The 23,046-nt window shown below is 71.4% G+C and carries 18 protein-coding genes; 7 read left to right on the top strand and 11 right to left on the bottom strand.

Going from position 1 to position 23,046, the window contains the following annotated elements:
• Positions 1–6: 6 nt before the first annotated feature.
• The 5 genes from rfbD to rfbA form a co-directional block, all read right to left on the bottom strand.
• Entirely contained in the window at positions 7–918 is a 912-nt protein-coding gene (gene rfbD / locus ACZ7FF_RS15565; RefSeq protein WP_470812701.1) for a dTDP-4-dehydrorhamnose reductase, read from the bottom strand.
• A complete protein-coding gene (gene rfbB, locus ACZ7FF_RS15560) occupies positions 915–1,889 on the bottom strand; it encodes a dTDP-glucose 4,6-dehydratase (protein WP_470812770.1) in 975 nt (324 codons plus the stop codon). The genes rfbD and rfbB overlap by 4 nt, the downstream gene beginning before the upstream one ends.
• A gap of 123 nt (positions 1,890–2,012) precedes the next feature.
• Complete coding sequence (locus ACZ7FF_RS15555) at positions 2,013–2,804, bottom strand: hypothetical protein (RefSeq protein ID WP_470812700.1); 792 nt, start codon at positions 2,802–2,804, stop codon at positions 2,013–2,015.
• Between the two features lie 154 nt (positions 2,805–2,958).
• A complete protein-coding gene (rfbC, locus tag ACZ7FF_RS15550; RefSeq protein ID WP_470812699.1) occupies positions 2,959–3,606 on the bottom strand; it encodes a dTDP-4-dehydrorhamnose 3,5-epimerase in 648 nt (215 codons plus the stop codon).
• A gap of 37 nt (positions 3,607–3,643) precedes the next feature.
• Positions 3,644–4,564, bottom strand: coding sequence for a glucose-1-phosphate thymidylyltransferase RfbA (gene rfbA, locus ACZ7FF_RS15545; RefSeq protein WP_470812698.1), 921 nt, complete (start codon positions 4,562–4,564; stop codon positions 3,644–3,646).
• Between the two features lie 311 nt (positions 4,565–4,875).
• Between rfbA and ACZ7FF_RS15540 the strand changes: the two genes are divergently transcribed.
• Positions 4,876–6,261, top strand: a complete 1,386-nt coding sequence (locus tag ACZ7FF_RS15540; RefSeq protein WP_470812697.1) for a DUF2079 domain-containing protein — start codon at positions 4,876–4,878, stop codon at positions 6,259–6,261.
• Between the two features lie 160 nt (positions 6,262–6,421).
• Here the strand turns inward: ACZ7FF_RS15540 and ACZ7FF_RS15535 are convergent, their stop codons facing one another.
• On the bottom strand, positions 6,422–8,242 hold the full coding sequence (locus tag ACZ7FF_RS15535; RefSeq protein ID WP_470812696.1) for a phosphoenolpyruvate carboxykinase (GTP): 1,821 nt from the start codon (positions 8,240–8,242) through the stop codon (positions 6,422–6,424).
• 291 nt (positions 8,243–8,533) lie between these two features.
• On the opposite strand from ACZ7FF_RS15535, the gene trhA reads away from it, so the two are divergent.
• The 6 genes from trhA to ACZ7FF_RS15505 all read left to right on the top strand — a co-directional run bounded on the left by trhA (position 8,534) and on the right by ACZ7FF_RS15505 (position 14,229).
• Complete coding sequence (gene trhA, locus ACZ7FF_RS15530; RefSeq protein ID WP_470812695.1) at positions 8,534–9,247, top strand: PAQR family membrane homeostasis protein TrhA; 714 nt, start codon at positions 8,534–8,536, stop codon at positions 9,245–9,247.
• A 153-nt stretch (positions 9,248–9,400) separates the two neighbouring features.
• Positions 9,401–10,897 carry a glycosyltransferase family 39 protein gene (locus ACZ7FF_RS15525; RefSeq protein ID WP_470812694.1) on the top strand — a complete coding sequence of 499 codons (1,497 nt, stop codon included), beginning with the start codon at positions 9,401–9,403 and terminating at the stop codon, positions 10,895–10,897.
• Positions 10,898–10,999: 102 nt separating this feature from the next.
• Positions 11,000–12,508 carry a glycosyltransferase family 39 protein gene (locus ACZ7FF_RS15520; protein ID WP_470812693.1) on the top strand — a complete coding sequence of 503 codons (1,509 nt, stop codon included), beginning with the start codon at positions 11,000–11,002 and terminating at the stop codon, positions 12,506–12,508.
• Between the two features lie 91 nt (positions 12,509–12,599).
• On the top strand, positions 12,600–12,818 hold the full coding sequence (locus ACZ7FF_RS15515) for a hypothetical protein (RefSeq protein ID WP_470812692.1): 219 nt from the start codon (positions 12,600–12,602) through the stop codon (positions 12,816–12,818).
• A gap of 5 nt (positions 12,819–12,823) precedes the next feature.
• Positions 12,824–13,459 carry a TetR/AcrR family transcriptional regulator gene (locus ACZ7FF_RS15510; RefSeq protein WP_470812691.1) on the top strand — a complete coding sequence of 212 codons (636 nt, stop codon included), beginning with the start codon at positions 12,824–12,826 and terminating at the stop codon, positions 13,457–13,459.
• Between the two features lie 47 nt (positions 13,460–13,506).
• Positions 13,507–14,229 (top strand): Mut7-C RNAse domain-containing protein, encoded by a 723-nt coding sequence (locus tag ACZ7FF_RS15505; protein ID WP_470812690.1) that lies wholly within the window; start codon positions 13,507–13,509, stop codon positions 14,227–14,229.
• On the opposite strand, the gene ACZ7FF_RS15500 is transcribed toward ACZ7FF_RS15505, so the two are convergent.
• The 5 genes from ACZ7FF_RS15500 to ACZ7FF_RS15480 form a co-directional block, all read right to left on the bottom strand.
• Positions 14,226–16,628: a galactose oxidase-like domain-containing protein gene (locus tag ACZ7FF_RS15500; RefSeq protein WP_470812689.1), complete on the bottom strand. Its 2,403-nt coding sequence runs from the start codon at positions 16,626–16,628 to the stop codon at positions 14,226–14,228. The genes ACZ7FF_RS15505 and ACZ7FF_RS15500 overlap by 4 nt on opposite strands.
• Positions 16,625–17,806 (bottom strand): glycosyltransferase, encoded by a 1,182-nt coding sequence (locus tag ACZ7FF_RS15495; RefSeq protein WP_470812688.1) that lies wholly within the window; start codon positions 17,804–17,806, stop codon positions 16,625–16,627. The genes ACZ7FF_RS15500 and ACZ7FF_RS15495 overlap by 4 nt, the downstream gene beginning before the upstream one ends.
• A complete protein-coding gene (locus ACZ7FF_RS15490; protein WP_470812687.1) occupies positions 17,803–19,455 on the bottom strand; it encodes an ArnT family glycosyltransferase in 1,653 nt (550 codons plus the stop codon). Before ACZ7FF_RS15490 ends, ACZ7FF_RS15495 begins: the two co-directional genes overlap by 4 nt.
• Entirely contained in the window at positions 19,452–20,720 is a 1,269-nt protein-coding gene (locus ACZ7FF_RS15485; protein WP_470812686.1) for a glycosyltransferase, read from the bottom strand. The genes ACZ7FF_RS15490 and ACZ7FF_RS15485 overlap by 4 nt, the downstream gene beginning before the upstream one ends.
• 216 nt (positions 20,721–20,936) lie before the next feature.
• Positions 20,937–22,967, bottom strand: a complete 2,031-nt coding sequence (locus ACZ7FF_RS15480) for a thioredoxin domain-containing protein (protein ID WP_470812685.1) — start codon at positions 22,965–22,967, stop codon at positions 20,937–20,939.
• Positions 22,968–23,046 lie beyond the last annotated feature (79 nt).

Here is a 23,046-nt window from a genome sequence, read left to right as displayed (position 1 = left end):
GGCGTCCTAGGCGCGCAGGGTGCCTCTGTTCGCCGCCTCGGCCAGGGCGGCGAACTCCGGTGCGCTCAGGGCGGTTGTCAGTTGGTCGTCCCAGGGCGGGAGCGGGGTGAGGCCGGCGCGCAGCCAGTTGCCGTGGCCGAGGACGCTGAACGACGGGCGGGGCGCCGGGCGGGGGAACTTGTCCGAGCCGACCGGGCGGATCCGCTCGGGGTCGAGGCCGCTGAGCCGGAAGGCCTCCCGGGCGAGGCCGCACCAGGTGGTCCGGCCGGACGACGTGCCGTGGTAGACGCCCGGCGGCGCCCACCCGGCCAGTGCGGCCCGGCCGAGGGCGGCCAACTGCCGGGCCAGGGCCCGGGTCCAGGTCGGCTGGCCGTACTGGTCGGCGACCACGTCCAGCGTCTCCCGGCGGGCGGCGAGGCCGAGCATGGTCGCCACGAAGTTCGGGCCGTGCGCGCCGTAGAGCCAGGCGGTGCGCACGATGTAGCCGGTGTGCGGGAGCAGTTCGGTGACGGCGCGCTCCCCCACCAGCTTGCTGCGGCCGTACGCGTTCACCGGATCCGTCGGGGTGTCCTCGGGGTACGGCATGCGGGTGTCGCCCGGGAACACGTAGTCGGTGGAGAGGTGCAGCAGGACGGCGCCGCCGTCCGCGCAGGCCCCCGCGAGGTGGCGTACGGCCGTGCCGTTCACCTCGGTGGCCGCCGCCTCGGACCGCTCGGCGCCGTCGACGTCGGTCCAGGCGGCGCAGTTGACGACGATCCGGTGACCCGCGACGGCCGCGCGCACCGCGGCCGGGTCGGTGATGTCGAGCCGCTCCCGGCCGAGCCCCGTCACCACGGCATCGGCGTCGGCGGCGAGTTCGGCCAGCACGTCCCGGCCGAGAAGTCCGTGTGCGCCGGTCACCAGCCAGTTCGTGCTCATCGCAGCGCGGCCCTCTCCTTCAGCGGCTCCCACCAGGCGCGGTGCTCCCGGTACCAGGCGACGGTGGCGGCCAGTCCCTCGGTGAAGGGCACCCGCGGGAGGTAGCCGAGCTCCTCGCGGATCCTGCTGTCGTCCAGCGAGTAGCGCAGGTCGTGGCCCTTGCGGTCGGTCACGTACTCGACCCGGTCCCAGTCGGCGCCGACCGCGTCCAGCAGCATGCCGGTGAGCTTGTGGTTGGTCAGCTCGGTCCCGCCGCCGATGTGGTAGACCTCCCCGGCCCGTCCGCCGTGCAGCACCAGGTCGATGCCCCGGCAGTGGTCGGAGACGTGGAGCCAGTCGCGCGTGTTGCGGCCGTCCCCGTACAGGGGGACCTTCTTCCCGTCGAGCAGGTTGGTGATGAAGAGCGGGACGGCCTTCTCGGGGAACTGGTGGGGCCCGTAGTTGTTGGTGCACCGGGTGACGACCACGTCCAGGCCGTGGGTGCGGTGGTACGCGAGCGCGAGCAGGTCGGCGCCCGCCTTCGAGGCGGAGTACGGGGAGTTCGGCGCGAGAGGCCGATCCTCGGTCCAGGAGCCTTCGGCGATCGAGCCGTACACCTCGTCCGTGGAGACGTGCACGAAACGGCCGACGCCGTGCCTGAGGGCGGCGTCGAGGAGCACCTGAGTGCCCGTCACATTGGTGTGGACGAACGGGCCGGCTCCGTCGATCGACCGGTCGACGTGCGACTCGGCGGCGAAGTGCACCACCGCGTCCTGGCCCGTCATGACCCGGTCGACGACGTCCGGGTCGCAGATGTCACCCCGGACGAAGCGGTAGCCCGGGTGCCGTGCCACCGGTTCGAGGTTGGCCTCGACCCCCGAGTAGGTGAGTTTGTCGAGCACGGTGATCGCGCTTGCCGGATCGGCGTCCAGGGTTCGTCGGACGTATTCCGAACCGATGAATCCGGCACCGCCGGTCACGAGGATGCGCATGGTTCTCCGAGTGGTCGTCATGCGAACGGTGCCCGCGAGGCGGAAGCCTCGGGGCACCGGGCGCTCAAGGGCCGAAGGGGCGGACGGTCGGGGCCGCTCCCCCCTCATCGGCGGGTCACTGCCTCAAGAGGTCCTGACGCAGACCACGTAGGCGGTGATGTTGTTGGGGTTGTTGGCGGTGGTGGTGGCCGTCCACGCTGTCGGCGAGGTCGACGTGCTGCCGTTGGCGGGGAAGGTCTGAACGAGGTCACCGTTGGTGGCGAGGGCGCCGCCGCCGGTGGCGAAGTCGTTGTTCAGGCAGGTAGCCGTCACCGTGCGCCGACCGGTGGCGGTGACGACGTAAGTGCCCGCGACCGAGCCCGTGGCACCCTGAGCACCCGTGGCGCCCTGGGGACCGGTCGGACCCTGCGGACCCGTCGGGCCCTGCGCGCCGGTACCCGACTCACCCGTGGCGCCCTGCGGACCGGTGGCACCCTGGGGGCCCTGCTCGCCCGTGGCGCCCTGCGGACCGGTGGCGCCCTGCGGGCCCGCCTGGCACCCGCAGCCGCCCTGGGGGCCCTGCGGACCCTGGGGACCCTGCGGACCCTGGGGGCCCTGGTTGCCCCCGTGGTCCGAACCGTACTGGCTGTCCCCGGGGCCGGGGTTGTACTCGCCGCGCATCGAGTCGTCGCGCATCGAGTCGTCGCGCGTCGAGCGGAAGCTGTTGTCGCCGGCCCTGTCGATCGCGTCGGCGATGGCAGCGGCGAGCGGGTCGCGCGGAGCGGACATCTCCGAGGCGTGCCCGCCACCGCGACCGTGCATCACGTCGGCGGCCGCCACGGTGCCCGGAATGACGTTGAGTGCGACCGTGAGCGCACCCGTGCCCACCATCATGGCGGACTTCAGACGCGAATTTCGAATCGTTCTACGACTCAAGGGAACCTTCCTTGGGAACTGAGCGGGAACATGCAGGCGCGTTCACTGCTCGCGCTTTTCGCATGCGCATCTCGCGGCGTCGGCCGCGTACGACTTCAATTTGCACGCTCCGCATATGAACGAATACACTCCGCCTCGCGACGCCCGGCGAGGATCACCCGAGCGGCGCCAATTCGTCGCCCGGACCGCCCAAACACGGTGCGTCGGCTTTGAGGACGAGACTTCTCCGATATACGGCACAGTCCTCGTAGGAAGGCAGCAGACCTTTCCGGCCGGCCTCCTCAAGGGTGGGCGCGGCGGCGTCCTTCTCCGAAAGGAGCGGTGCGAGATCACCGGGCCAGGCGATGGCCAGTTCCGGGTCGAGCGGATCGATGCCGTACTCGCGCTCCGGCGCATATCCCTCGGAACACAGGTAGACGACGGTGGAGTTGTCCTCCAGCGCCATGAAGGCGTGGCCGAGCCCCTCCGAGAGATAGACGCAGCGGTGCGTGGTGTCGTCGAGCACGACCGCCTCCCAGGTCCCGAATCCCGGTGAGCCGACGCGGATGTCGACCACCACGTCGAGAACTGCGCCGCTGACACAGGTGACGTACTTGGCCTGGCCCGGCGGGACCGTCGCGTAGTGGATTCCGCGCAGGGTGCCGCGGGCGGAGCGCGAGCAGTTCGCCTGCGCCAGCGAGAATCCCTGTCCGACGGAATTGCGGAAGGCGCTGTCCTTGAACCACTCGTGGAACCGGCCCCTTTCGTCGGTGAACACCCTGGGTTCGTCGAGCCAGGCCCCTTCGATGCCGAGCTCCCTCACCCGGTCCCCTCCTTCCGTACCGTCCTCGTCGTGCCGCTCATCGCCTTCGCGCCTTCGGGACGTCCGCGCCCCCGTAGGGGGTCGCGAGCTGCCGGGAGTCCTCCAGCAGCCCCAGCAGGTAGTCGCCGTAGCCGCTCTTGAGCAGTGGCCGGGCCAGGTCCCTGAGCCGGTCGTCGTCGATGAGCCCGGCCCGCCAGACGGCCTCCTCGACGCAGCCGACCTTCAGGCCCTGGCGCTCCTCGATCACGCGCACGAACTCCGACGCCTGCACCAGGGAGACGAAGGTCCCGGTGTCCAGCCACGCGGTGCCCCGGTCGAGCCGGGTGACCTGCAGCGCCCCGGCCTCCAGATAGGCGCGGTTGAGATCGGTGATCTCCAACTCGCCCCGGGTGCTGGGGCGCAGGGTGCGGGCGATGTGCACGGCCCGGTGGTCGTAGAAGTACAGTCCGGGCACGGCGTAGCGGGACCTGGGCCGGGCCGGCTTCTCCTCGATGGACAGGGCCCGGCCGTGGTCGTCGAACTCCACCACGCCGTAGGCCGAGGGGTTGGCCACCTGGTAGGCGAACACCCTGCCGCCCGTCGGTTCGCCCTGCCGGGCCAGCCGGGTGCCGAGGCCGCTCCCGTGGAAGATGTTGTCGCCCAGAATGAGCGCCACGGCCTCACCGCCGATGAAGTCGGCGCCCAGGAGAAAGGCGTGGGCGATTCCCTTGGGCTGATTCTGCGCCAGATACTCGAGCCGCAGGCCGAATTGGCTTCCATCGCCGAGCAAGCGGCGGAACTGGTACTGGTCTTCGGGCGTGGTGATGATCAGGATCTCGCTGATTCCGGCCATCACCAGCGTGGACAGCGGGTAATACACCATCGGTTTGTCGAAGACCGGCAGGAGTTGCTTCGACACCGAGCGGGTCAATGGCCACAGTCGCGAGCCGGCGCCACCGGCCAACAGGATTCCGCGCATGGCAGCACCATAGGCGGACCGTCCACCCGTACCGTATTTACGAAGACGTTCGGCGTGTGCGCCGAAGCGCGGATCGTATGGCGGCCATTCGGTGGATTCTCGGCACACGGAAGTGCGGTCGATCCGGAACGACCCATGCTGCTGGCATCTTGAGGGCCGCCCGTTCCTGTTTCCCGGGAGGCCCCACGATGCAAGCACCACTGACCGGCGGCGCGACGGTCCCGGCGCAACAACAGGGTTGCCAGACGCCCACGGTGGCCGCACCACCGCGGAAGGGGCGTTTCTTCGACGGCACGTGGTGGATCTGGGCCATGGCCGCAGTTCTCTTCCTGATGTATTCGGCGGTGTCGCTGCGGCTCCACCAGCGAATGATCACGAGCAGTTACGACCTGGGAATCTTCCAGCAGGTCGTCCGGTCGTACGCGGAAGGCCATCTGCCGGTATCCGAGATCAAGGGCGAGAACTTCCCGGTCCTGGGGGACCACTTCTCCCCGGTCCTGGCACTGGTGGCGCCCTTCTACCGGGTGTGGCGGGCGGCGGAGACGCTCCTCGTGGTCCAGGCCGCGCTCCTCGCCGCGAGCGTCGTCCCGCTGGCCCTCTGGGCGCGCCGGGCCCTCGGCCCCCTGGCCGGCGCGGTGATCGGCGCCTGTTACGGGCTCTCCTGGGGAGTCGCCAGCACTGTCGGCTACGACTTCCACGAGGTGGCGTTCGCCGCACCGCTCCTGGCGCTCTCGCTGACCGCCCTCGGAAACGGCCGGATGACCGCCGCGGCGTGCTGGGCCCTGCCCCTGCTGCTGGTGAAGGAGGACCTCGGGCTGACGGTGCTGGTCATCGGCCTCGTCATCGCCTGGCGGGGCGGGCGCAGGATCGGAGCCGCCACGGCCGTGGCCGGGCTCGCCTGGGCGGCGCTGACCCTGTTCGTGCTCCTGCCGGCCTTCAGCCCGACCGGGAGCTTCGCCTACTGGTCCCTGGTGCAGGGTCCCGCCACGGACGGCCAGGCGGGGGCCGCGGGTGGTGGGGGCGGGCCGCTGGGCCTGCTCCACCAGGCCACCATCGGTCTCGTCACACCGCAGACCAAGGTGTCGACCTTCGCGCTGCTGCTGGCCCCCACGCTGTTTCTTGCGATGCGCTCGCCCCTGATGTGGGTGGCGCTGCCGACGCTGGTGTGGCGCTTCACGTCGAGCAACGGCCTGCACTGGGGGACCGGCTTCCACTACTCGCTCGTCCTGATGCCGATCGTCTTCGCCGCCTTCGTCGACGCCCTCGTGCGGCGCGGAACGAGCGGACGCGGCCTGCGCCGGTATCTCGCGGGCTCCGCCGCGATGACGCTCCTGATCCTTCCGGGTTTCCCGCTGTTCCAGCTGGTCCAGCCGGACACCTGGCGGACGAGCCCCCGCGTGGGCGTCGCCCTGCGGATGGCGGCCATGATCCCCGACGGCGCCACCGTCCAGGCGTCCGACCATCTGGTGCCGCAGCTCGCCGACCGTACGAGCGTCGGTCTCTACGGCGCCACCGGCGCCCGGCCCGGTCCCCAGTGGGTGTTCGTGGACACCTGGGTGCCGGCCGACCAGCGGTGGTGGCCGGGGCAGCCGCTCGGCGCGCAGGAGGAGCAGCAGCACCTGGCCACGGACCTGCGCACCGCGTACGACCTGGTGGACGACGAGGACGGTTACGTACTGCTGCACCGCCGGGCGTGAGATCGCGGCGCGCCACGACAGGAGGGGCCCGGGGCTCGCGCCGTACGCCTTTGTACGGTGCGGGCCCCGGGCCCCTCCCCGGTGCTGTCACCGCGGCCGGCCGTGACGATCGCTGGTCAGGGCATCCCCGTGACCGGCCGCGGAGTCTTCGGTGCGGGTGTCAGCCCAGGCGCTCCACCAGCGCGCGGTACTGGTCCCACAGCTCCTTCGGGGTGTGGTCGCCGAAGGTGTTGAGGTGCTCGGGGACCAGGGCGGCCTCCTCGCGCCAGACCTCCTTGTCGACCGTGAGCAGGAAGTCGAGGTCGGACTCCGACAGTTCGAGGCCCTTCGTGTCCAGCGAGCCCTTGGCCGGGAGCACGCCGATCGGGGTCTCGACGCCCTCGGCCCTGCCGTCCAGCCGGTCCACGATCCACTTCAGGACGCGGGAGTTCTCGCCGAAGCCCGGCCAGACGAACTTGCCCTGGTCGTTCTTGCGGAACCAGTTGACGTAGTAGATCTTCGGCAGCTTGGACTGGTCCCTGTCCTTGGCCACGTCGATCCAGTGGGCCATGTAGTCGCCCATGTTGTAGCCGCAGAAGGGCAGCATGGCGAAGGGGTCGCGGCGCAGCTCGCCGACCTTGCCCTCGGCCGCGGCGGTCTTCTCCGAGGCGACGTTGGCGCCGAGGAAGACGCCGTGGTTCCAGTCGAAGGACTCCGTCACCAGCGGCACCGCGCTCGCGCGGCGGCCGCCGAAGAGGATCGCCGAGATCGGCACGCCCTTGGGGTCCTCCCACTCGGGCGCGATGATCGGGCACTGCGAGGCGGGGGTGGTGAAGCGGGCGTTGGGGTGCGCGGCGGGCTCGGCGGAGTCCGGGGTCCAGTCGCGGCCCTTCCAGTCGGTCAGGTGGGCCGGGGTCTCCTCCGTCATGCCCTCCCACCACACGTCGCCGTCGTCGGTGAGGGCGACGTTGGTGAAGACCGAGTTGCCCCACAGGGTCTTCATCGCGTTGGCGTTGGTGTGCTCACCGGTGCCCGGCGCGACGCCGAAGAAGCCGGCCTCGGGGTTGATCGCGTAGAGGCGGCCGTCCTCGCCGAAGCGCATCCAGGCGATGTCGTCGCCGATGGTCTCCACGGTCCAGCCGGAGATCGTGGGCTCCAGCATGGCGAGGTTGGTCTTGCCGCAGGCGCTCGGGAAGGCGGCGGCGACGTACTTGGACTCGCCCTGCGGCGGGGTGAGCTTCAGGATCAGCATGTGCTCGGCGAGCCAGCCCTCGTCACGCGCCATGACCGAGGCGATGCGCAGCGCGTAGCACTTCTTGCCGAGCAGGGCGTTGCCGCCGTAGCCGGAGCCGTAGGACCAGATCTCGCGGTCCTCGGGGAAGTGCGAGATGTACTTGGTGGAGTTGCACGGCCACGGAACGTCCTCCTGGCCCTCCTCCAGCGGGGCGCCGAGGGTGTGCACGGCCTTCACGAAGAAGCCGCTGTCGCCGAGTTCGTCGAGGACGGGCCGCCCCATGCGCGTCATGGTCCGCATGGAGACGGCGACGTAGGCGGAGTCGGTGATCTCCACGCCGATCGCGGACAGGGGGGAGCCGAGCGGGCCCATGCAGAAGGGCACGACGTACATGGTGCGGCCGCGCATGGAGCCGCGGAACAGGCCCTTCTCACCGGAGAAGATCTCCCGCATCTCGGTGGGGGCCTTCCAGTGGTTGGTCGGGCCCGCGTCCTCCTCCTTCTCGGCGCAGATGAAGGTGCGGTCCTCGACGCGCGCGACGTCGGTCGGGTCGGAGGCGGCGTAGTAGGAGTGCGGGCGCTTGATCGGGTCGAGCTTCTTGAAGGTGCCCTTGGCCACGAGCTCTTCGCACAGCCGCTCGTACTCGGCCTCGGAACCGTCACACCAGACCACGCTGTCCGGCTGCGTCAGTTCGGCGATCTCATTGACCCACGAGATCAGTTCCTGGTGGTTGGTGGGAACGGTGGAAGCCGAGTTGTCGCGCGCCACGGTTGCTCCTAAGTGAGGGTTTCTGTCCTTGTGGCCCCGTGGGGGCTGCGACCCGGACGCTTCGGGTGATGCTCATCCGGTGCCGACTGCACTCATTTGATCGTATCCGACGCGAGTGCCCATATGTCCAGGGGGCCTCACAGGTGAGCGACGTGAGGAAGGCCACGGTTTCCAGGCAGGTTTGCGTTCCCTTTGCGTGCAGCTTGGATTCATCTGAAGGTCTTTTTGCGTCCGACCGACCCTGGGAACCGCTGACAGCCGACTTACGGGGGCGTCGGTACCATGCCCCGCATGACTGCGCCTGTCCCCGACGCGCCCATGGACACGCCGGCCAGCGGCCGGGGTCCGCTCGGGCTCTCCCTGCCGCACCCGGTCAAGCCCAGGTTGCGCGGCTGGCTGCACCTCGGCATGTTCCCGGCCGTACTCATCGCGGGCCTCGTGCTCACCGCCCTCGCCGACTCGACCAGAGGCCGCATCGCCTGCGGGATCTACGTCCTGACCGCCTGCCTGCTGTTCGGCGTCAGCGCGCTGTACCACCGGGGCAACTGGAGTCCGCGGATGGACGGTCTCCTGCGCCGCCTGGACCACGCCAACATCTTCCTGATCATCGCGGGCACCTACACCCCGCTGACCCTGCTGCTCCTGCCCAGCGCCAAGGGCCAGTGGCTGCTGTGGGGCATCTGGGCCGCCGCGGCGGCCGGCATCGTCTTCCGGGTCTTCTGGGTGGGCGCCCCGCGCTGGCTCTACACGCCCTGCTACATCGCGATGGGCTGGGCGGCCGTCTTCTTCCTGCCCGACTTCCTGCGCACCGGCGGCATCGCCGTCCTGGTCCTGGTGATCGTCGGCGGGCTCCTCTACAGCGCGGGCGGCGTGATCTACGGCATCAAGCGGCCGAACCCCTCACCGCGCTGGTTCGGCTTCCACGAAGTGTTCCACTCCTTCACGCTCGCCGCGTTCGTCGTCCACTACGTGTGCATCTCGCTGGTGGCGTACCAGCACACGTAGTACCGGCGCCCCCTCTCCCGAGGCCGCGGCGTCGAAGCCGCGGCCTTTCCCATGCCTCGGGACGGGCGGGAACGCTCATCCGAACAGGGGAATGCGGACCGCGGCGGCGGGTCGTGCCGCGGCCCGGCGCGCCGCGCCGCTATGGCTGTCCGCATGACGCTTCTCGCCCCGCCGGCCCAGGACTCCAGTGGCGTTCCCGACCCGGAAGCGGAGCACCGCCGCCGGATCGCGGCGGCCGGCCTGTGGCTGTGGCCGTCGTCGATCACCCTGCTCGTGTGCCTCTACCGCATCGGCCGGCCGCTGATGGGGCGCGACGAGCTGACCAGCTGGGACGTGTCCGGGCGCAGCGCCGGGCAGGTGCTGGCCACGGTGCGGCACGTGGACGCGGTGCTGGGTGCGTACTACCTGCTCCTCCACGGGTGGAGGACGCTCTTCGGCGACTCCACCACTGCCCTGCGCATGCCCTCCGCCCTGGCCATGGCCGGCGCCGCCGCATGTGTCGCGCTGATCGGGCGGCGGCTGTTCGGCCACCGCGCCGGACTGGCCGGGGGCCTCCTGTTCGCCCTGATTCCCGCGGTGAGCCGGTTCGCGCATGAGGCGCGCCCCTACGGCCTGGTGATGCTGGCCGTGGCCCTCGCCTCGCTGCTGCTGCTCCGGGCCCTGGACCGCCCGGCCGGCCCGTGGCGGTGGACCGCGTACGCCTTCGGCCTGGTGGCCGTGGGTCTGTTCCATCTGATCGCGCTGACGTGTCTGCTCGGGCATGTGGCCCTGGTGGCCGTGCGGGCCCGGCGCGAGCGCCGGGTACTGCTCGGCTTCGGACTCGCGGTCCTGGCGGGTGTCGCCTGCGTGTGCCCGGTGGTGGCGCTGGGCCGGGCGCAGACCGTCCGGCAGATCTACTGGATCGCCGAACCGGGGGCCTGGGACCTGGTCGGCATCTGGTCGCAGCTGTTCTACTCCGGCCTGTGCGCGGGGATGGTGCTGCTGCCGGCCATGGTGGCGTACCGGGAGCGTCGCGACGCCGTCGTCTTCTGCGCCGTGTCCGCGGCGGCGCCCGTCCTGCTCGTCTGGGCCCTCTCCCACGGGCACATCTCGTACTTCTACTTCCGGTACATGCTCTTCACCCTGCCGGCGTTCGCCGTTCTCGCCGGGGCGGGACTCTCCGCCGCGGCGAGGTCCCGGACGGCGCTCGGAGCGGCCCTCGCGGCCCTCGCCGTGTTCACGGCGCCCGACCAGCATGCGCTGCGGGAGCCGCTCGGCCACTACTGGACGGGCGGCCCCGATTTCGCGGCGGCGGCACGGACCATCGAGAGGTACTACGTCCCGGGTGACGCGGTGGTCTACAACCGGACGCAGGAGGAGGCCCTCTCCCTGGGCGTCGGCTACTACCTTCCGCGCGGTCTGAGGATGCGCGACGTCTTCGTCGCGAGATCGCCCGTCCGCCGCGACGACCTGGCGGCCGTCGAGTGCCCACAGCCCGCCGCGTGCCTGGGCGGCGAGCGGCGGATCTGGCTCGTGGTGAGCGGGAACGCGCCGGATCCGTTCAACGGGCTGCCGGCGGGACAGGCGGCGGCGCTGCGCGCCCACTACAGGCCGTACGGCGCGGACCGCCCCAGCGGTCTCACGGTCTCGCTGCTGGTACGCACCTCCTAGCGGCAGCGTCCGCCGAACGAAAAACGCCTGTTCGAACGACCCTTTCCCGCCTTCGTCCAGGCGGCCGATCCCCCTTCCCGTCGCAGGGCTCAGGAGACTTTGATGGCAGCCACATCGGCGCTACCCGCACCACGCGAGGAAACCCGGCCCGCGGACGCGGCCGAACCCGGCGGCGGTCGCCCGTCAGGGCCGTGGCCGTGGCTGGTGCCGTTCGCCCTGACGGCCTGCCTGACCGGGTACGGCCTGACCGACTCCCTGCTGGGCCGCGACGAGCTGGTCACCTGGGACATGGTGAACCGCGGCACGGGGCGGATCATCGCCACGCTCCGGAACGTGGACGCCGTCCACGGAACGTACTACCTGCTGATGCACGCATGGGTCGGGCTCTTCGGCGACTCCGTCATCTCCATGCGGCTCCCCTCCCTCCTCGCCGTGGCCGGAGCGGCATCGGTCGTAGGTCTCATCGGCGACCGGCTCTTCGGGAGCCGCGCCGGGATCACCGCCGGGATCCTCTTCTCGCTGCTGCCCGCGGTGAGCCGCTACGGACAGGAGGCGCGCAGCTACGCGTGGGTCGTGCTCGCCGTGTCCCTGGCCACGCTGCTGCTGCTCCGGGCCCTCGACAGGCCGCGTAGTCCGTGGCGATGGGCCGCGTACACGGTCGTACTGACCGGTGTCGGGCTCCTCCACCTGGTCGCTCTGTCGGTCGTGGCCGCCCACGCCCTGCTGGTCGGGGCCCACGCGCGGCGCGACCGTTCCCTGTGGTGGAGATCCGCCCTCGCCCTGCTGCCCGTCGCCGTCTGCGTCGCCCCGCTCGTCGTGCTCGGGCGGTCCCAGGCGCAGCGCCAGCTGTACTGGGTGCCGGAGCCCGACGGCTGGGCGCTCGTCTCCGTCTGGCAGGACGTCTTCGCCTCCGCGCTGGGCGCCGGAGTGGTGATCTTCCTCGCCGTCCTGGCCCGCTCGCCCCGCAGGGCCCCGCTGCTCGGATGCGCCCTCTGGGCACTCCTGCCCGCCGTCCTCGTCTGGCTGATCTCCCATGGCGACGTCTCCTACTTCCGCCATGTCTACCTGCTCCTCACCCTCCCGGCCTGGGCCCTGCTGGCCGGCAGCGGCCTCTGCGCGGCCTGCCGCTCCTGGAAGGCCGCCGGGGCCCTCCTCGTGGCGCTGGCCGTCCTCACCCTGCCCGACCAGGGCCGGATGCGGCAGCCGTTCGAGCACGACGCACCCGTGCCGCTCGACTACGCCGCCGCGGCCGCGGTGATCAGGACCTACCGGCAGCCGGGCGACGCCGTGGTCTACGACCGCGACAACACCTGGAAGCTCGACGGCGGGGTCCAGTACTACCTGCCCCGCGACCTGCGGATGCGTGACGTCTTCCTCGCGAGCCCGCCCAGGGCGATCAACCAGTTGTACGCGCTCGAGTGCCCGGTCCCGGCCCTGTGCCTCAGGGACGAGCGCCGCATCTGGCTGCTGACCCAGGGCAGCGGCCCGGACCCGCTGGACGCGATCGGCAAAGCGGAGGCCGACGCCCTGCGAGCGCGGTACGACACGACCTGGAGCCAGTCGGTGACGGGGATGACCGTCACCCTGCTCATGCGCAGGAACGCCGCATAGCCGCGCTCTCCCCTCCCCCGCGGCCACGGCCCCCGCCGTGGCCGTTTTCCACACCCCGACACCCACTACCGATTGACAGTGAGTAGGTGCGGTGGCCGCGCACACCGGCTCGGCGCGCCTCGCGGCCTCCGCGAACGCCTCGTACGTGCACGGCATGGGCATGGCCCTGGTGCTGCTGGTGTGCGCGGCGGCCTCCCTCGCCGCGGCCCTGCCCGCGGCCCTGCTGCTGCCGGACACCGGGGTGGTACGGAACGGCGGACGGAAGGAGGCGACGGCCGTGGCCGCCCCCGCCGGGGATGCCGGACAATGACCGGCATGACGGCCGCACGCTCCACCAGCACCTCCCCCGTCGACCGGCCACGCCCCGGCCTGCGCGAGCGGAAGAAGATCAAGACCCGCGAGGCCATCCGCTCGGCGACCTACGCGCTCGTCGAGGAGCAGGGGTACGACGCCACCACGATCGAGCAGATCGCCGAGCGGGCGGAGGTCTCGCCGTCGACCGTCTTCCGCTACTTCCCGACCAAGGAGGACATCGTCCTCACGGACGAGTACGACGCGGTCATCGTGGAGGAGATCCGGCGGCGGCCCGCCGAGGAGCCCTGGGCCGAGACCATCCGCTACGTGATGCGGCGGGCCGTGCGGCTCGGCGTCGAGGAGGACCCACGCGTCTCCCGGCTGCGCACCCACCTCATGGTCCAGGTCCCCGCGGTCCGCTCGCGCATGATGGAGAGCATGTCGGTGACCGGCCGCATGCTCTGCCAGGCCGTCGGCGAGCGCACCGGCCACGACCCGGACAGCCTGGAGGTGCGGGTCTACGCCATGTCCCTGATCGGCGGTCTGATGGAGACGTCCATGTACTGGGCCGAGCACGGTCACCAGGACGGCTTCGAGGCCCTGGTCGACCGCGCACTGGCCGTGCTGCAGCACGGCCTGCCCGGCGAGGACCGCTGAGCGAAAACCGCTGAGGTCCGCGTCGTTCACCGTGCGATGCTGACGGGGTGAACGGACCCGAGATCCACATCGAAGTCGCCCCCGCCCTCCACCTGTTCGTGCCGCACGCCCGGCGCGCCGGCAGCACGCCCCTGACCACGGACGGCGTCTCGACCCTCGGCCACGTCATCGAGTCCCTCGGCGTCCCGCTGACCGAGGTCGGCGCACTGGTCGTGGACGGCCGTGAGGTGCCGGTGTCGCACATCCCGCGGGCGGGCGAGACGGTGCGGGTCCGCCCCGTCGACCGGCCCCAGCGGGTCCCCGGCGCCCCCCTCCGTTTCCTCCTCGACGTGCACCTCGGCACGCTCGCCCGCCGTCTGCGCCTGCTCGGCGTGGACACGGCCTACGAGTCGACGGACATCGGCGACCCGGCACTCGCCGCCCGCTCGGCGGCCGAGAAGCGTGTGATGCTGAGCCGCGACCGGGGCCTGCTGCGCCGCCGCGAGCTGTGGGCGGGCGCCTTCGTCTACAGCACCAGCCCCGACGACCAACTCCACGACGTCCTCGACCGCTTCGCGCCCGACCTGCGCCCCTGGACCCGCTGCACCGCCTGCAACGGCGTGCTGCGCGAAGCCACCAAGGAGCAGGTCGCCGACCAGCTCAAGGGCGGCACCGAGCGTTCGTACGACGTCTTCGCCCAGTGCACGGCCTGCGGCCGCGCCTACTGGAAGGGCGCGCACCACGACCAGCTGGAAGCGATCGTGGAGCGCGCCCTCGCCGGCCGGGGCTAACGCCCGCCGGTGTCGCCCTTGCCGCAGGCGATCCCGTCCCGGTCGCGGTCCAGGCCCAGGGGGTCGTCGGTGCCGTTGAGTTCCAGGCGGCCGTAGTGGTTGCGGCGGAGCCAGCCGCAGCGGGCCGCGGCGGTCCTGCCGACCTCGGGCGGGAAGACGGTCGGCACGCACATGTTGGCCGAGCCGTAGTGGCGGTCGCAGCCGGAGATGGTCGGGCTGACCTGCTGCGCGGTGCGCTTCCTGCCGGGTCCCGAGACCTTGCCGGACAGGTCGTCGGCGAAGGCGTGGACGTGCGGGGAGGCGGCGGACGCGCTCAGGGCCGCGGGTCCGGCCAGATGCACCCACTGGGCCACCGAGGGCACGCCGCCCGCGTCGACCGCGAAGAGCATGTACCAGCCGGGCGGTGCCAGGTCGGGGTTGCTCGTCACGTTGAGGTCGACGTTGTCTCCGTCGACGGACAGCGGCAGGTCGACGAAGCGCTGGTTGGGGTCGGAGGAGTGGGTGACGGCGGCCGGGCGGATGAGTTCCGCCCTGGCGATCGGGCGGTCGACCGTGATCCGCTGGGTGTCGCCGTACTTCCACTCCTGGTCGATCACCGACGTGATCGTCGGCCGGGTGCCCTGGTAGAGGTAGGGCGGGGTGTAGATCGACACGTTGTGGTTCCAGGTGCCGTTGCCCGGGTTGTCGCCGGTGGCCATCACCCGGCCGTCGGGCAGCAGGAACGCGGACGAGTGGTAGCCGCGTGACTCGGGGTCCGCGGCCACCGGGTCGAAGGAGTTGGTGCCCGGGTCGTAGAGCGAGGACTCGTACACCGGGTCGGCCCGGTTGTGCAGGGCGCCGCCGGTCTCCAGCACCTTGCCGTCGGGCAGCAGGACCGCGGAGACGTACATCTTGCCCTGGTCGCCGGTCTCCGGCCGGGGCCCGCCCCCGAGGTCGACGGTGCCCTGCGGCAGCGGCGGGCCGGCCACGTAGGAGGGGTTGGCCTGCTTGAGGTCGATCAGGTCGGTGAGGCGGTTGGCGTCCGGGTTGGAGTCGATGTTGCCGCCGCCGATGGTGAGGACCCGCTGGTCCTGCGCCGGGGGCAGCAGCACGCTCGCGGACTGGTCCCGCTCGTCCTTGTTGCGCAGGCCGGGGATCTGGGTGACGGTGTTGGCGTCGTAGTCGTAGACCGCCGAACCCGTGCCGGGGATGTTGTTGCCGAAGACATGGCTGCCCGTGTAGAAGAGGCGGCCGTCCTGCATCAGGATCATCGCCGGGTACAGGCCCCAGTACGACCATGTCTGGTTGACCTGCGACAGCGGCAGCCACTGGTTCTGCGCGGAGGAGAACCGCTCGGCGGTCACCGAGCCGGTGGAGTCCTCGCGGAGCCCGCCGAAGCTGACGACGTCACCGTTGCCCAGCTCGGTCGCCGAGGGGTACCAGTGGCCGTCGTTCAGGTCGTTGGTCCTGCTGTACGTCTCCGTCTTCGGGTCGAAGACGTACGAGTCCTTGAACCCCTCGTAGCCGTGCCCGCCCGCGACCGGGTACGCCTTGTTGCCGCTCAGGACCAGCACCCGCCCGTCCTGCAGCTGCACATGGCCCGCGCAGAACATGTCCTTCGGCGTCGGGACGACCTTGTAGGTGCCCTTCTCCGGGTCGTACACCGCGGAGGTGAACGAGCCCGCGGCGAAGTTCTCCTCGCTGTTGCCGGAGCCGGCGATCAGCAGCACCTTGCCGTCGTTGAGGACGACCGAGTGCATGGAGCGGACCGGGTTCTGCGTGGGCAGCACGGACCAGCTGCCGCCCGCGCACTGGTCGTCGGTGCCGGTGCACTGCGCGGGCGGCAGCGGGTCGGGGACCTGCTCCATGGTGTAGTCGTCGGTGGTCGCCGAGCCGGTGCCGTACACGGAGACGCCCCAGGTGATGCGGTCGGTGCCGGCCGGGACCTCGGGGGTGCGGACGGTGGCCCGCGTCCACGCCGGCGCCATGTCGAGGGTCTTGAGGTCGGTCCAGTACTGCCAGCCGGCGGTGGTGTCGTGCCGGAAGAGGGTGACGTTGGCGTCCGGGGTGCTGGTCTTGTACCAGAGCCCCAGGTCGTACTGCCTGCCCGCGGTCACGACCGGCGCGCAGTCGGCCGACTCGGTGATCAGCGCCTTGCGGTCGCCGTCGACGCGGCGGGTCAGCGTCACCTTCATCGCCTGGGCACCGGAGTGCGCGTCGGAGGTCGTCCCGAAGGTGAAGTCGTTGTCCCCCCAGCCCGACCTCTCCCAGCAGTACGGCATGCCGTCCGTGCCGACGGTCTCGAAGCCGGGGTTCTTGACCAGGTTGGCGGCCTCGGCGCTCTGCGGCGCGGTGAGGAGCAGACCGGCGGTCAGGGCCCCCACCCCGACCAGCGCGGTCCGTCTGCGGTATCCGCTCACACGGACCTCCTTGCGGTCGTACGGGACCCGCGTCGGCGCGGGAGATAGACCAGCGCTTCGGTCCCCACGAAGCGCAGGACGAACGTCAGCACCAGCGCGAGTGCGGTGGCGGACAGGGCGCCCATCCCGAACCGGTCCACGAGCAGCGCGATCAGCGGGATGCGCAGCACGAGGTCGGCGTTGGCGAGCAGCGCGAACCGGGCGAGCCGGTCCCACCAGCGGCGGTGCGCGCGCCGGTCGCGGAACAGGAGCTGCTCGATCAGCAGGAAGTTCCAGGCGACGCCCAGCTGGTTGGCGAGGATCTCGGCGGGCACGTAGTGCAGGCCGAGGGCGGTCAGCGCCCACAGTCCGACGAGGTTCGGCACGAACCCGCTCGCCCCGATGAGGCCGAAGCCGACCATGCGGGCCACCGGTGACGCGGTGCGCAGCCCGGCCAGGTGGCGGAGGAAGCGGAAGCCCTCCTTCGCGGTGGACTTGGACTCGCCGGCGAACCGGTCCTGGAAGACGAACGGCACCTCGGCGACCCGGCGGGGGCGGCTGCGTACGGCCAGTTCGAGCAGGATCTTGTAGCCGAGCGGTCTGAGCACGTCCGCCGTGACCGCGCTGCGCCGGATGGCGAAGAAGCCGCTCATCGGGTCGCTGATGCCGCGCAGCCGGCGTGGGAAGAGCGCCTTGGCGAGCCAGGTCGCGCCGCGCGAGACGGCCACCCGGTAGCCGCCGGCCAGCCCGGCCCGGCTGCCGCCCTCGACGTACCGGGAGGCGACGACGAGCCCGGCGTTCGCGCGCTCGCCGGTGGCCACCAACTCCGGTACCAAGGAAGGCGGATGCTGGCAGTCGCCGTCCATGACGACGATCCACTCGGAGGCCGCCGCCCGCAGTCCCTCGACGACCGCCCCGCCGAGCCCGCCGGCCGGCTCCTCGCGGTGCAGCACGGCGACCGGGAAGGGGCAGTCCTGGGCGGCCTCGCGGATCACCTCGGGGGTGTCGTCGGTGGAGTCGTCCACGAAGACGACCTCGCAGGGCAGCCGGGCGGGCACCGACTCGGTGATCAGGCGCAGCAACTGCCGTACGTTGGCCGACTCGTTGAAGGTCGGTACGACGATGGTCACGGCGCCGGGCTCCGGCACCTCGACGGCGTCGAGGCCGGGGACGGGCGCGGTGTGCTCGTGGCCGCTCATCGCGCACCTCCCGTGGCCGCCGCCCGGATCCGCCGGATCTCGACGCGGTCGGGTCCGGTGCCGAAGGTGGCGACCGGTTCGGAGTGCCGGATGGCCGCCCTGACGTTGGGCAGGTCCTTGGCGTCGCGGCGGACGGTCGGCGAGGCGACGACGTAGTCGACGTCCCGCCAGCCGTGGGGCATGGTCCGGGTGACGGCGGGGTCGAGGTCGGCCTTGTAGAACCAGATCGCGCCGAGTCCGGGCCGGTATCCGGCGTGCACGAGGTCCAGCCAGAGGGCGTCGTCGACGAGGACCCGGGTGCGCTCCGGGTGCGCCACCCTGGTGCTGAGCCAGGCCGAGGCCTGCCGGTAGGGCTTGTTGGCGTCCGCGGTGACGGCGGTGCGGTCGCCGTCGTACCAGTGCGGTACGACGTACGCGCCGGCGGCGACGGCGAGGACGGCGGCGAGCGCGTACCGGCCGCCGGTGACAAAACGCTTCTCGCCCTCGCGGCGCCACCTGCGCAGCACCGCGTGGGTGACGGAGGCGGCGCCGCCGGCCAGCACCAGGGCGAGGAAGGGCAGCGCGCCGATGATGTACATGGCGGGCAGATAGCCGTCGGGGCGCAGGGCCACGAGCGCCAGCACGGCCACCGCGAGGGCCGGCCCGGCGAGCGCGCGGGCGGTGACCGACCAGCGCCGGGTGAGGATCAGCAGGAGGGCCCCGGCGAGGCCCCCGAGGGGCAGCACCCGGTCGTAGTACAGCCAGGAGTGCAGGACCCCGTACGAGCCGGACGCGGTGTCCAGGATGAAGCCGGAGCCCGGCCGGGACATCTGGTAGGTGATGCCGTCCCACAGGGAGACGTGTCCGGCGCCCGGGAGCAGTTCGCCCTTCAGCAGGGCGAAGAGCGGATAGGAGAAGCCGATCAGCGCGCAGGCCGTGACCGCCCCGGTGAGGGCGAACTTGCGGGTGTCGCGGTGGCTGTGCCGCCACATGGTGACGAACAGGGCGGGCAGGACGACGAGCATCGTCTCCTTGGTGAGCACGCCCGCGGCGGCGGCGAGGCCCGCGCCGAAGTGGTGCCACAGATGGCGGCTGGGCGAGGCGGCGAGGCAGAACGCGAGCAGCAGCCACATCACGGCGATGTTGTCGAGGAAGATCTCGCGGCTGAGCACGACCGCGAGCGGCGAGAGCCCGAACAGGGCCATGCCGAGCCCCGCGGCCCACCGGGGCAGCGAGAGCCGGCGCCCGAGGACGTAGACGAGGACCGCGCTGACGCCGCAGATCCCCAGCATGACGATCCGCATGGTGGCGACGGTCATCGAGCCGGGGCTGATCGCCGAGGGGATCCAGCTGAGCAGGGCGATCTGGATCCAGCCGAAGGGCGGGTGGTCGTACCAGTAGGTGTAGTGGGCGAGGCCCCGGCCCTGCTGGACGGCCCAGGCCTGGGCGAGATAGGTGCCCTCGTCGTCGCTGAGGGCCGGGTAGTCGGCGATGTTCCAGCCCTGGACGACGAGGATCACCGCGAGCAGGACACCGCAGAGCAGCAGGTCGGGACGGGAGGAGCGGAGCCTCGCGGGCGGGCCGGTGTGGTCGTCCGGCCGCGTTTCGGGCGCAGGCCGGCGCCGCGCGGGGACCTCGTCGGTGGTCACCGCGGGAAGGGTGGAGGTCACGCGGGGACGTCCTCTCGGATCGGCTCGGCCGCGGTGAGGTGCGCGCCGACGTGCGTGGTCAACTCCCAGTCGTTGCGCCCGCGTTGCTCACGCCACACGGCGCGGACGGCGGCACCGGCGAGGAGGACCTGGTAGAAGGGGCCGCCCACGACGAGCTTCACGTAGTGGACGAAGCGGACCCTGAGGCCGTACTGCTTGCCGAAGTCGTGCAGCCCGACCACTTCGAAGACGAAGGTGACGGCCGCGGTGACCAGCGGCAGGAAGGTGAGGAAGGCGATGCCGACGGGCACGTCGAGGAAGAGCGCTACGGCCGCGTTCAGCGGGATGATCACGCCGGAGAAGGCCTGCAGGAACGGTGTCATCAGCGTGTACCGGGCGAGCAGCCGCTGCTTCAGCGCCGGCAGCTGCTTCCAGTCCTTCTTCCGGTGGACCTGGAGGAAGCCCTGGTTCCAGCGGGTACGCTGCTTGAGCAGGGACATCAGCGAGCCGGGGGTCTCCTCCCGGGTGACCATGTCGGAGTCGTAGGCGACGACGACCTTCTTGCCGACGCTGGACGGGCGCACGCCCAGGTCGCAGTCCTCGGCGAGGCAGTCGGGGTCCCAGCCGTCCGCCTCCCTGAGGACGGCGGTCCGTACGAACACGGTGTTCCCGCCGAGCGGGATGAAGCCCTTCTGCGCGTGCAGGTGCAGCCGGGAGCGGAACCAGAAGAAGTACTCCAGGCAGTTGCGCAGGCTGTACCAGCTGGAGTGGAAGTTGATGAGCTGGACCCCGCCCTGGACGACGTCCGCGCCGGTCGTGCGGAACGCGTGGTCGACGTGGGCGAGCAGCTCCGGGTGGACCTGGTCCTCGGCGTCGAAGACCCCGACGACGTCGCCGCGGCAGTGCGGCAGCGCCGTGTTCATGGCCTTCGGCTTGTTCTTCTTCTCGTGGGTGTCGACGACGACACGGACGCGCGGGTCGCGTTCGGCGGCGGCTTCGGCCACGGCCGTGGTGTCGGGGTCGTCGTGTCCGACGATGACGATGATCTCGAAGTCGGTGTGCGTGGACTGAAGCAGCCGCTGGATGGTGTGGTCGAGCACGGCCTGCTCGTGCCGCGCGGGCAGCAGCAGTGAGAAGGACAGGTGTTCGGCGCCGTCCGGTCTGCCGAACCGGGTGGAGGCCAGCACTTCGGGCGTGCGCCACGCGTGCATCTGCCACCACAGGGTGAAGGCCGCCATCCAGAACAGGGCCAGTGAGACGGCGGCGACGAAGACAGACGTGAGCAAAAAGATCCCCCCAGATCCCCAATTACCCCCGGTGCAGGCGACGTTGAGTCACTTCTCGTCGCCCGCTGTGCAGAGACTAGGTGGGATCTGTGAAGCGAGGGAGCTCTTCCGATAAAGAGCGTGTTTCGGAACGGTGGCACGGGTAGCGGGATCTATCCGAACAGGTGCCCACATGTGGACAGTTCGAACGTTCCGCTCTCCCGGGATCAGAACTGCTCAGCGCGCGTTCAGCGCCGCTCGCAGCCGATCCGGATCGGTCGTCGGGGCGTCGCAGGTGAAGTTGCGGCAGACGTACGCCGCCGGTGCGCCGGACACGAGCGGCCGGCCGGCGAGAAGCGGGAACTCGTCACTCTCCGCAGTGCCCACGGCGACGACGGCGCCCGGGGCGGTGCCCAGAAGTGCCGTGCGGTGCAGGGCGGTCGTGCCCTCGTCGGTGAGGGAGGGACCGACCACCGCCACCTCCTTCGGCCCGTCGAGCAGCGCCTCGGCGACGGCCAGCCCCCAGCCGACGAACCGGGGCACGCGCGGCCCGAGGGACCCCACGACCCCCAGCGCGCGTTCGGCGGCGGTCCGGTGCGGCTCGGACCCGGCGTGCGCGGCATAGCCGAGCAGGGCGCCCGCCGCCGCGGTCCAGCCCGAGGGGGTGGCGTTGTCGGTGGGGTCCTGCGGGCGGCGGATGAGCCGCTCGGCGTCGGAGGCGGTGTCGTACAGCGCCCCGTCCGCGGGATCGGTGAAGCGGGCGAGCACATGGTCGAGGAGCAGCCCGGCGAAGTCCAGCCAGACGCCCTCCCCGGTCACGGACGCGAGCGCGAGGAAGCCCTCGGCGACGTCGGCGTAGTCCTCCAGCACGCCCGCGTTGGCCCCGACGCGGCCGTCCCTGCTGGTCCGGGCGAGACGGCCCTGCTCGTCCAGGTGCACGCGCACCAGCAGGTCGGCGGCGCCGAGGGCGGCCTCGACCAGATCGGTCCTGCCGAAGTAGGCACCGGTCTCGGCGAGCGCGGCGACGGCGAGGCCGTTCCATGCGGCGACGACCTTGTCGTCCCGGCCGGGCGCGGGCCGCCGCCCGCGCGCATCGAGGAGCCGGCTCCTGATGGAGGCGTCCTTCCCGGCGTCGAGGACGCCCTCGCTCTGCGGGAGCTGGAGCACGGACTGCCCGTGCTCGAACGTGCCCTCCTCGGTCACCCCGAAGTGGCGGGCGGCGAGTTCGGCGTCGTCGCCGAGGACCGCGCGCAGCTGCTCGAGCGTCCAGACGTAGTACGTGCCCTCGACGTGCCGTCCGCTGCCGTCGTCGCTGTCGGCGTCGAGCGCCGAGGCGAACCCGCCCTCGTTCGTGCGCAGTTCGCGGACCATGAAGTCGGCGGTCTCCAGCGCGACCCGCCGGGCGAGGTCGGAGCCGGTGGCCCGCCACAGGTGCGCGTAGACCCGGCACAGCAGGGCGTTGTCGTAGAGCATCTTCTCGAAGTGGGGCACGGTCCAGTCGCGGTCGACGGAGTACCGGGCGAAGCCGCCGCCGAGCTGGTCGTAGATGCCGCCCCGGGCCATGCGCTCGCAGGTGTCCGCGGCCATCTGCAGGGCGCCCTCGGAACCGGTCCGCGCATGGTGGCGCAGCAGGAACTCCAGCACCATGGACGGCGGGAACTTGGGCGCGCCGCCGAATCCGCCGCGCTGCTGGTCGTACTCGCGGGTCAGCCCGAGCAGGGCCTGCGCGAGTTCCGGCTCGCCGGGCGGCCGGGCGCCCTGGTGGCTGATCTCCCGCTGCGCGAGGTCGCGCACGATCTTCCCGGCGACGTCGGCGACCTCGTCGCGGCGGGTGCTCCAGGCCTGCTGGACGCCCTCCAGCACCTGCCGGAAGGAGGGCATGCCGTGCCGGGGCGCGGGCGGGAAGTAGGTGCCGAAGTAGAAGGGCTCGGCGTCCGCGGTGAGGAACACGGTCATCGGCCAGCCGCCCTGTCCGGTGGCGGCCTGCACGGCCTCCATGTAGACGGCGTCCACGTCGGGGCGTTCCTCGCGGTCGACCTTGACGCTGACGAAGTGCTCGTTGAGGTAGTCGGCGGTGGCCTGGTCCTCGAAGGACTCGTGGGCCATGACGTGGCACCAGTGACAGCTCGAGTAGCCGACGCTCAGCAGCACGGGCCTGCCGGTCCTGCGGGCCTCGTCGAAGGCCTCGGCGGACCACGGCCACCAGTCGACGGGGTTGCCGGCGTGCTGGAGCAGGTACGGGGACGTCTCATCGGCCAGTCGGTTCACCGTTCCACTCTCCCACGGGCCCGGGCGCGGCGCGGAAGCGCGGGTTCACGTGGCGCGCCCGATGTCCGCCGGACTCCCC

The sequence above is a fragment of the Streptomyces sp. NPDC037126 genome (genome assembly GCF_055605965.1).
Note: the sequence above shows the minus strand (reverse complement) of the source record. Positions and strands in the feature narration are given on the sequence as shown.

Bases quoted from the DNA above. Each gene is read 5' to 3' on its own strand.
- trhA (WP_470812695.1), top strand. From the start codon at position 8,534: ATGACTGCGCCTGTCCCCGACGCGCCCATGGACACGCCGGCCAGCGGC.
- ACZ7FF_RS15520 (WP_470812693.1), top strand. From the start codon at position 11,000: ATGGCAGCCACATCGGCGCTACCCGCACCACGCGAGGAAACCCGGCCC.
- ACZ7FF_RS15510 (WP_470812691.1), top strand. From the start codon at position 12,824: ATGACGGCCGCACGCTCCACCAGCACCTCCCCCGTCGACCGGCCACGC.
- rfbA (WP_470812698.1), bottom strand. From the start codon at position 4,564: ATGCGCGGAATCCTGTTGGCCGGTGGCGCCGGCTCGCGACTGTGGCCA.
- rfbD (WP_470812701.1), bottom strand. From the start codon at position 918: ATGAGCACGAACTGGCTGGTGACCGGCGCACACGGACTTCTCGGCCGG.
- ACZ7FF_RS15525 (WP_470812694.1), top strand. From the start codon at position 9,401: ATGACGCTTCTCGCCCCGCCGGCCCAGGACTCCAGTGGCGTTCCCGAC.
- ACZ7FF_RS15495 (WP_470812688.1), bottom strand. From the start codon at position 17,806: ATGAGCGGCCACGAGCACACCGCGCCCGTCCCCGGCCTCGACGCCGTC.
- ACZ7FF_RS15540 (WP_470812697.1), top strand. From the start codon at position 4,876: ATGGCCGCAGTTCTCTTCCTGATGTATTCGGCGGTGTCGCTGCGGCTC.
- rfbB (WP_470812770.1), bottom strand. From the start codon at position 1,889: ATGCGCATCCTCGTGACCGGCGGTGCCGGATTCATCGGTTCGGAATAC.